Here is a 6054-nt window from a genome sequence, read left to right as displayed (position 1 = left end):
TATCATTTTGGATCCTGTTACTTCTGCAACCTGCTTGGCTGCCAGTTCGGTATTGCCGGAATGTGTGAAATATACGATTACTGATTTCATGTTATTATTGTTTTTTGCTTGAGCTTGTACTGTATTGCTGCATGAGATGGCTATCGCCACGGTCATTGCAAAAATGTATTTGAATGTGTGCATAATAATATGTATATTATTTGATTATTCCAATTTCTTTGAGCCATGATGAAATGTTCTGTTCGTTGATTCGTCCGTTCATCAGTCCCTCGCCGGTCAGATGAGCGGCATCGGGTGTAAGCTCCACGATGCGTGCCAATGTTTCGTCTATTTTTCATATCGAAATAACTTGTTGAACGATTATTTCATTTTTCCAGATGCAAAGTTAGACAGAGCTGTTCATATCGAAAGCACAAAAAATACGGTTCGAATTACCATTTTTTCGGGAATTGATACAGTGCCTTAATCACTTCGATATAGGATGACTGCAAAAACCGAAATAAGTGCAGTTTCAACCGAATTTCTTGTAAAGCCTACCCGAAAAGTTCTCTCTACTTTTGTTCTGTCATAACGAAGACGATATAACCCAAAACAAAAATATGGATATGAAAAAGAAAATTCTAACAGGACTTGTGGTGCTGGCTTCGATTGTCGGCAGCCCCTCTTTCGCGCAGGATATTTATAAGACTGTCGCCAATGTACCGATGGTACAACTCAACAATGGCATCCTGATGCCGCAATTCGGATTGGGGACATTCCTCCAGCCCTCCGATGAAGTATGCGAACAGTCATGCCTCACGGCATTGAAAGCAGGCTATCGGCATATCGACACCGCCCATGCCTACAATGACGAAGCAGGTGTAGGACGTGCCGTAAAAGAAAGCGGTATTCCGCGCGAAGAGATTTGGATAACTTCCAAACTGTGGCCGAACGAATACGGTGAAGGAAAAACGGCACAGGACATCGACGCCATGCTGGAACGTATGCAGTTGGACTACATCGACCTGCTCTACGTACATCAGCCGATAGGTGATTTTGTCGGCGCATGGAAAGATATGGAGAAAGCGGTAGCGGCCGGCAAGGTACGTGCCTTGGGCATCAGCAATTTCGATGCGAACGACGAGGTGTTCAACCGCATTATGGAAGCGGCGACCGTCAAGCCTGCCGTATTGCAGATAGAGTGTCATCCCTATGCACAGCGTATTGCCGTGCGCGAAAAAGCAAAGAAGCACGATATTCAGGTGGAATGCTGGTTCCCGTTGGGTGGTGCGATGAGCAATGGGGCGTTGCTGAAAGACCCGACAATCATGGAAATTGCCAAAGCACATGGCAAAACTCCCGCACAGGTGATTTTGCGTTGGCATATCCAAGAGGGATTCTCGGTTATCCCGGGCGCATCGAATCCCGATTATATCGAAGAGAATATCCAGATTTTCGACTTCGAGCTGACCGATGAAGAGATGGCACAGATGCGCGGGCTGAACAAGGAGCAACGCTTCTTTAACATGTCGTTTTCAGATGTCGAGCGGATGATAGGATTATAATATTAGTTTCCCGATATGAAAGAGAATAAAAAAGAACGTATTACGCGCCGTGAAGCCCTTAAGCGTATGGGGGCTGTCGCCACGCTGCTGTCGCTGGAATTGTCGGGTGTTTCATCACTCGCCTCGTGTGCAAATAAAAAGGCAAAACGCCGCATCATCTTTTTCTTTACGGCAACCGGCAATTCGCTGTTCGTCGCCAAGATGCTATCCGATGATGTGCGTAGTATTCCGCAGGAGTTGAAGAAGGATGAGTTGGATTATGAGGCAGACGAAATAGGATTCGTATTCCCGGACTATGCTGCCTCGGCGCCACTCATCGTCAGGGAATTTGTCTCCAAGGCAACATTCCGTGCTCCCTATATCTTCTCGGTGATTACCTACGGAAACTTTTCAGCCAATGTCTGTGAGTGGTGGGATAAGTTCGCCAATGAACAGGGATTACACCAGCAATACATCAAGTCGCTGCTGATGGTGGACAACTATCTGCCTGTATTCGATATGAATGAACAGATAAAAATTGACAAGCACACAGACGAGAATCTTGCAACGATTATCGAAGAACTTGCCGCACATAAGGAATACATTGAAAAGGGCGAGCTGGGTTGGTTCAACGAAGAGGGGCTTGAGCGACTGCGCGCAGCCCACTTCCCGATGACTGCCGAACGGTTGATAGCAGTCGATCACGAGAAATGTATCGGCTGCGGATTCTGCACACGAGTATGTCCGCGTGGCAATTTCAAACTTACGGGAGATGGCATTCGCGCCGAAGGATCGTGCGAATATTGTCTGGCTTGCGTTCACAACTGTCCGCAAAAAGCGCTTACCCTTCGGTCACCGATGGAGGGACGGCCGGGCGAACGCAATCCCGAAGCCCGCTACCGTCATCCAGACATCTCAATCAACGAAATCGTCCGGGCCAATCAGCAGTAGATTCAATCATGATTCCAAAGATTTTTTGAATAATGTATTACAGAACATTGGGATTGAGCGGTCTGCGGGTGTCTGCCATCGGCTTGGGCTGCATGGGCATGAGCCATGCCTACGGTGCACCTGCCGACAAGCACAAAATGACGGAGCTATTGGCCGATGCCGTAGAGATGGGCTACACCTTTTTCGATACGGCCGAAATCTATGGTACAACCGACCGCCCGCACGACAACGAGGAACTATTGGGTAAGGCGCTACGAGCGTTCCGCGATCGTATCGTCATCGCCACCAAATTCGGACTGGCCTTCGATGCACCCCATGCAGCGGGGCCGCATACCTTGATTCCCGATTCGAGACCTGTGACTATCCGCCGTTCGGTGGAGGGGTCGCTCCGGCGTCTTTGCACCGACCGCATCGACCTTTACTACCAGCATCGCATCGACCCGAAGGTCGCACCCGAAGAAGTGGCAGCGACAATGGCCGAACTGATTCGGGAGGGTAAAATCACGCATTGGGGCATTTCGGAAGCGAGTGAAGAATATCTGCGCCGTGCCCACAAGGTCTGCCCCGTTACAGCCGTGCAGAACCGCTATTCGATGATGGCACGTCGGCATGAGACACTGTTTCCTGTGCTCGAAGAGTTGGGAATCGGCTTCGTAGCTTTCTCTCCGCTGGCCAACGGACTGCTAACCGACTGCTATACGGCGGATACGACATTCGATCCGGCAACAGACTACAGGGCTTCGATGCCCCAGTTCCGACGGGAGAGTTTCGAACAGAACTGTCCCCTCTTTGCCCTTATCGGTCAGCTGGCAGAAGAACATCACGCCACACCATCGCAGATTGCGTTGGCGTGGATGATGAACAAACGGCCATGGATTGTGCCGATTCCCGGAACACGTCATCTGTGCCGGTTGAAAGAGAACATCGGAGCCGCCGATATTCATTTGACCGCAGTACAGGTGGAAAACATCGACGCGGCACTCCGTGCCATACGGATGAGCGAAGTATTCGGAGGTTCACCCATAAAACAGTAAATTATGAAACCGAAAGTAATAAGTTATATGATAAGTTCCATTTCTACGATTATCAGAAAGTCAAAGGAGGATGCGCCCATGAAAACCCATTTGAAACTCGTATGGCTGCTCGCCGCCTTGTTCGGTCTGTTCGAGGGAGGAGTCGCGACAGCCCAACCGGCCGCCTCGTCCGCTGCTCTTATGCCGAAGAGCAAGACCGAGACAATCATTCACGGCGTGGTGAAAGACCGGCAGAGCCGCCGCTATCTTTCGCATGTCAATATCACACTCGAAGGAACGAATATCGGCACGGTGAGCAATGCCGAGGGCATGTTCGAACTGCATTTCCCGACGGCTGATTTCCGGCGCGTGAAGTTTTCACACATCGGTTATGTTTCGGGCTATCTCTATCCGGCCGAGGTCGGCAATGCGTTGACCGTCTGGTTGGAACCGGCTGAAACGGTACTTTCGGATGTGGTCGTTTATGGCGCGGACCCGCGTCGGATCGTCTCAGAAGCAATCGACAAAGTCGCACAGAACTATCCGACGGAGGCAAATAAGCTGACACTGTTTTATCGCGAGACCGTGCAGAAAGGCCGCCGTTATATCGGCATTTCGGAGGCGATGATGGAACTTTTCAAAACCTCCTATGCGAGTCGTGCGATACACGGCGATCGAGTGAAGGTACTCAAGGGCCGGCAGTTGATGAGTCAGCGCCGTCGGGACACGTTGTCGGTGAAGATGGCAGGCGGCCCGAATCTGGCTTTGTTCATGGATATAGTCAAGAACCCGGATGCGCTGCTCGACCCTGACTATTTGGATGATTATCGATTCGAAATGGAAGGCATGACCGAAACCGACGGCCGGATGCAGTACGTCATCGCCTTTCGTCCGCAGAGAAAACCGCACTATCCGCTTTTTAGGGGCCGGCTTTACATCGACCGGGAACGGTTGGCTTTCGTGCGCGCGGAGTTCGAAATGGATTTGACCGAAAAGGAGCTGGCCATCCGTTCCGTCCTGAAAAAGAAACCGGCAAGTCTGCGCTTCAATCCACAGAAGATTGCTTTTGTCGTCGGATACAGACAGCAAGGCAATCGGAGCTGCCTGAACTATATTCAGTATGTTCTGCGGGCGAAATGCGATTGGCGCAAACGGCTTTTCTCTTCGGTGTACACGACCCATACCGAGATGGTAGCCGTCGATCGCGAGGAGGCTCCGACCGAGACGATCGACCGCAGGGAGGCATTCCGTTCCGACCAGATTTTCAGCGATATGGTCGATGAATACGGCGATGCGGATTATTGGAAAGGGTACAATATCATCCTGCCGACCGAATCGTTGGAACATGCGGTCGGCAAATTGAAAAAGGCCGCGCTTCCTTAATGGGATTGCGGTATACGTTTCATCTATCACGAAACAATGATGTAAAGAGAGTTCCATGAATATATGCAAATAGATAGTAATGAAAAAAATAATTACCATCGTATTGTCGGCGGCACTGACCGTATGCAATACATTAAACGCACAGGAGACAATGAAAGAGAACAAAGCATTCGCCGTGGCCGATAGGTCGAATTTCAAGAGCCACAACAGTAATCCGTGGGGATTGGTTTATGCCGATGCCCTTGCGGAGAATAAAAAAGGGGCTGTGAACATCCACCCCATTACCTATGATTTGAACAGTCTGAAAATCGCCGCCAACGTCTATATACCTGCGGGCTACGACCCTGAGAAAAGTTACCCGGCCCTCGTTGTGGCGCATCCTAATGGAGGTGTGAAGGAGCAGATGGCGGGACTTTACAGCCAGCGCATGGCGGAAAAAGGTTATATCTGCCTTGCTTTCGATGCCGCCTATCAGGGTGCCAGCGAGGGCGAGCCGCGCAATACGGACAAACCCGCCTACCGCATCGAAGATATTCATCGTGCCGCCGATATTCTGCTACAATATCCGGGAGTCGATTCCGAACGCATGGGAATTCTCGGCATCTGCGGCGGTGGCGGCTACACTCTGGCGGCAGCACAGACCGACAAGCGTTTCAAGGCGGTCGCTACGTTGAGTATGTTCAACACGGGATTGGTGCGCCGCAACGGATTCCTCGATTCGCAGACGAGCAGCGTGCAGGAGCGTCTGGCCGATGCCTGTGCCGCCCGTCAGAAAGAGGCTGAGGGCGGCGAAATCGAATACGTCGGCGATATGAGCGGCGTGACTCCCGAACAGGCTGCCGCGCTGCCGTTCGCCCTCTACCGCGACGGCTATGGCTATTACTTGCAAAGCCATGCGCACCCCAACTCGACATTCCGCTACACCAAGAGCAGTCTCGTTGACTTGATGGCATTCGATGCCAGCGAAGGAATGTATCTCATCAACCAGCCTTTATTGATGATGGCCGGCAGTATCGCCGACACGTTCTACATGACGGAGCTGTGTTACAGCAAGGCGACCGGCACGCAGCAAAAGGAACTGTTCCTGATTCCCGGTGCGACGCATATCAAGACCTACTACGTGCCTGAGTATGTGAATCAGGCAGTGAATAAGCTGACGGAATTTTTCGGAACTAACTTATAAA

6 protein-coding genes are annotated in these 6054 nt (G+C 51.0%); 5 read left to right on the top strand and 1 reads right to left on the bottom strand.

Annotated features, from left to right (window positions below; genetic code table 11):
• Positions 1–196 precede the first annotated feature (196 nt).
• Positions 197–319 (bottom strand): hypothetical protein, encoded by a 123-nt coding sequence (locus Q0Z70_RS09005; RefSeq protein ID WP_298073773.1) that lies wholly within the window; start codon positions 317–319, stop codon positions 197–199.
• Between the two features lie 286 nt (positions 320–605).
• Here Q0Z70_RS09005 and Q0Z70_RS09000 point away from each other — a divergent pair, with 286 nt between their 5' ends.
• The 5 genes from Q0Z70_RS09000 to Q0Z70_RS08980 all read left to right on the top strand — a co-directional run bounded on the left by Q0Z70_RS09000 (position 606) and on the right by Q0Z70_RS08980 (position 6053).
• Positions 606–1544 carry an aldo/keto reductase gene (locus tag Q0Z70_RS09000; RefSeq protein WP_298073771.1) on the top strand — a complete coding sequence of 313 codons (939 nt, stop codon included), beginning with the start codon at positions 606–608 and terminating at the stop codon, positions 1542–1544.
• Positions 1545–1559: 15 nt separating this feature from the next.
• On the top strand, positions 1560–2474 hold the full coding sequence (locus tag Q0Z70_RS08995; RefSeq protein ID WP_298073768.1) for an EFR1 family ferrodoxin: 915 nt from the start codon (positions 1560–1562) through the stop codon (positions 2472–2474).
• Between the two features lie 32 nt (positions 2475–2506).
• On the top strand, positions 2507–3508 hold the full coding sequence (locus tag Q0Z70_RS08990) for an aldo/keto reductase (protein ID WP_298073766.1): 1002 nt from the start codon (positions 2507–2509) through the stop codon (positions 3506–3508).
• A gap of 3 nt (positions 3509–3511) precedes the next feature.
• Positions 3512–4870 carry a carboxypeptidase-like regulatory domain-containing protein gene (locus tag Q0Z70_RS08985; protein WP_298073764.1) on the top strand — a complete coding sequence of 453 codons (1359 nt, stop codon included), beginning with the start codon at positions 3512–3514 and terminating at the stop codon, positions 4868–4870.
• 79 nt (positions 4871–4949) lie between these two features.
• Entirely contained in the window at positions 4950–6053 is a 1104-nt protein-coding gene (locus Q0Z70_RS08980; protein WP_298073762.1) for an alpha/beta hydrolase, read from the top strand.
• The last annotated feature ends 1 nt before the right edge of the window (position 6054 follow it).

The organism is uncultured Bacteroides sp. (assembly GCF_947632445.1).
Lineage (GTDB): Bacteria > Bacteroidota > Bacteroidia > Bacteroidales > Bacteroidaceae > Bacteroides.
Note: the sequence above shows the minus strand (reverse complement) of the source record. Positions and strands in the feature narration are given on the sequence as shown.

Excerpts from the sequence above, each read along its gene's own strand:
- Q0Z70_RS08980 (WP_298073762.1), top strand. The coding sequence starts at position 4,950 with ATGAAAAAAATAATTACCATCGTATTGTCGGCGGCACTGACCGTATGC.
- Q0Z70_RS08995 (WP_298073768.1), top strand. The coding sequence starts at position 1,560 with ATGAAAGAGAATAAAAAAGAACGTATTACGCGCCGTGAAGCCCTTAAG.
- Q0Z70_RS08985 (WP_298073764.1), top strand. The coding sequence starts at position 3,512 with ATGAAACCGAAAGTAATAAGTTATATGATAAGTTCCATTTCTACGATT.
- Q0Z70_RS08990 (WP_298073766.1), top strand. The coding sequence starts at position 2,507 with ATGTATTACAGAACATTGGGATTGAGCGGTCTGCGGGTGTCTGCCATC.
- Q0Z70_RS09000 (WP_298073771.1), top strand. The coding sequence starts at position 606 with ATGAAAAAGAAAATTCTAACAGGACTTGTGGTGCTGGCTTCGATTGTC.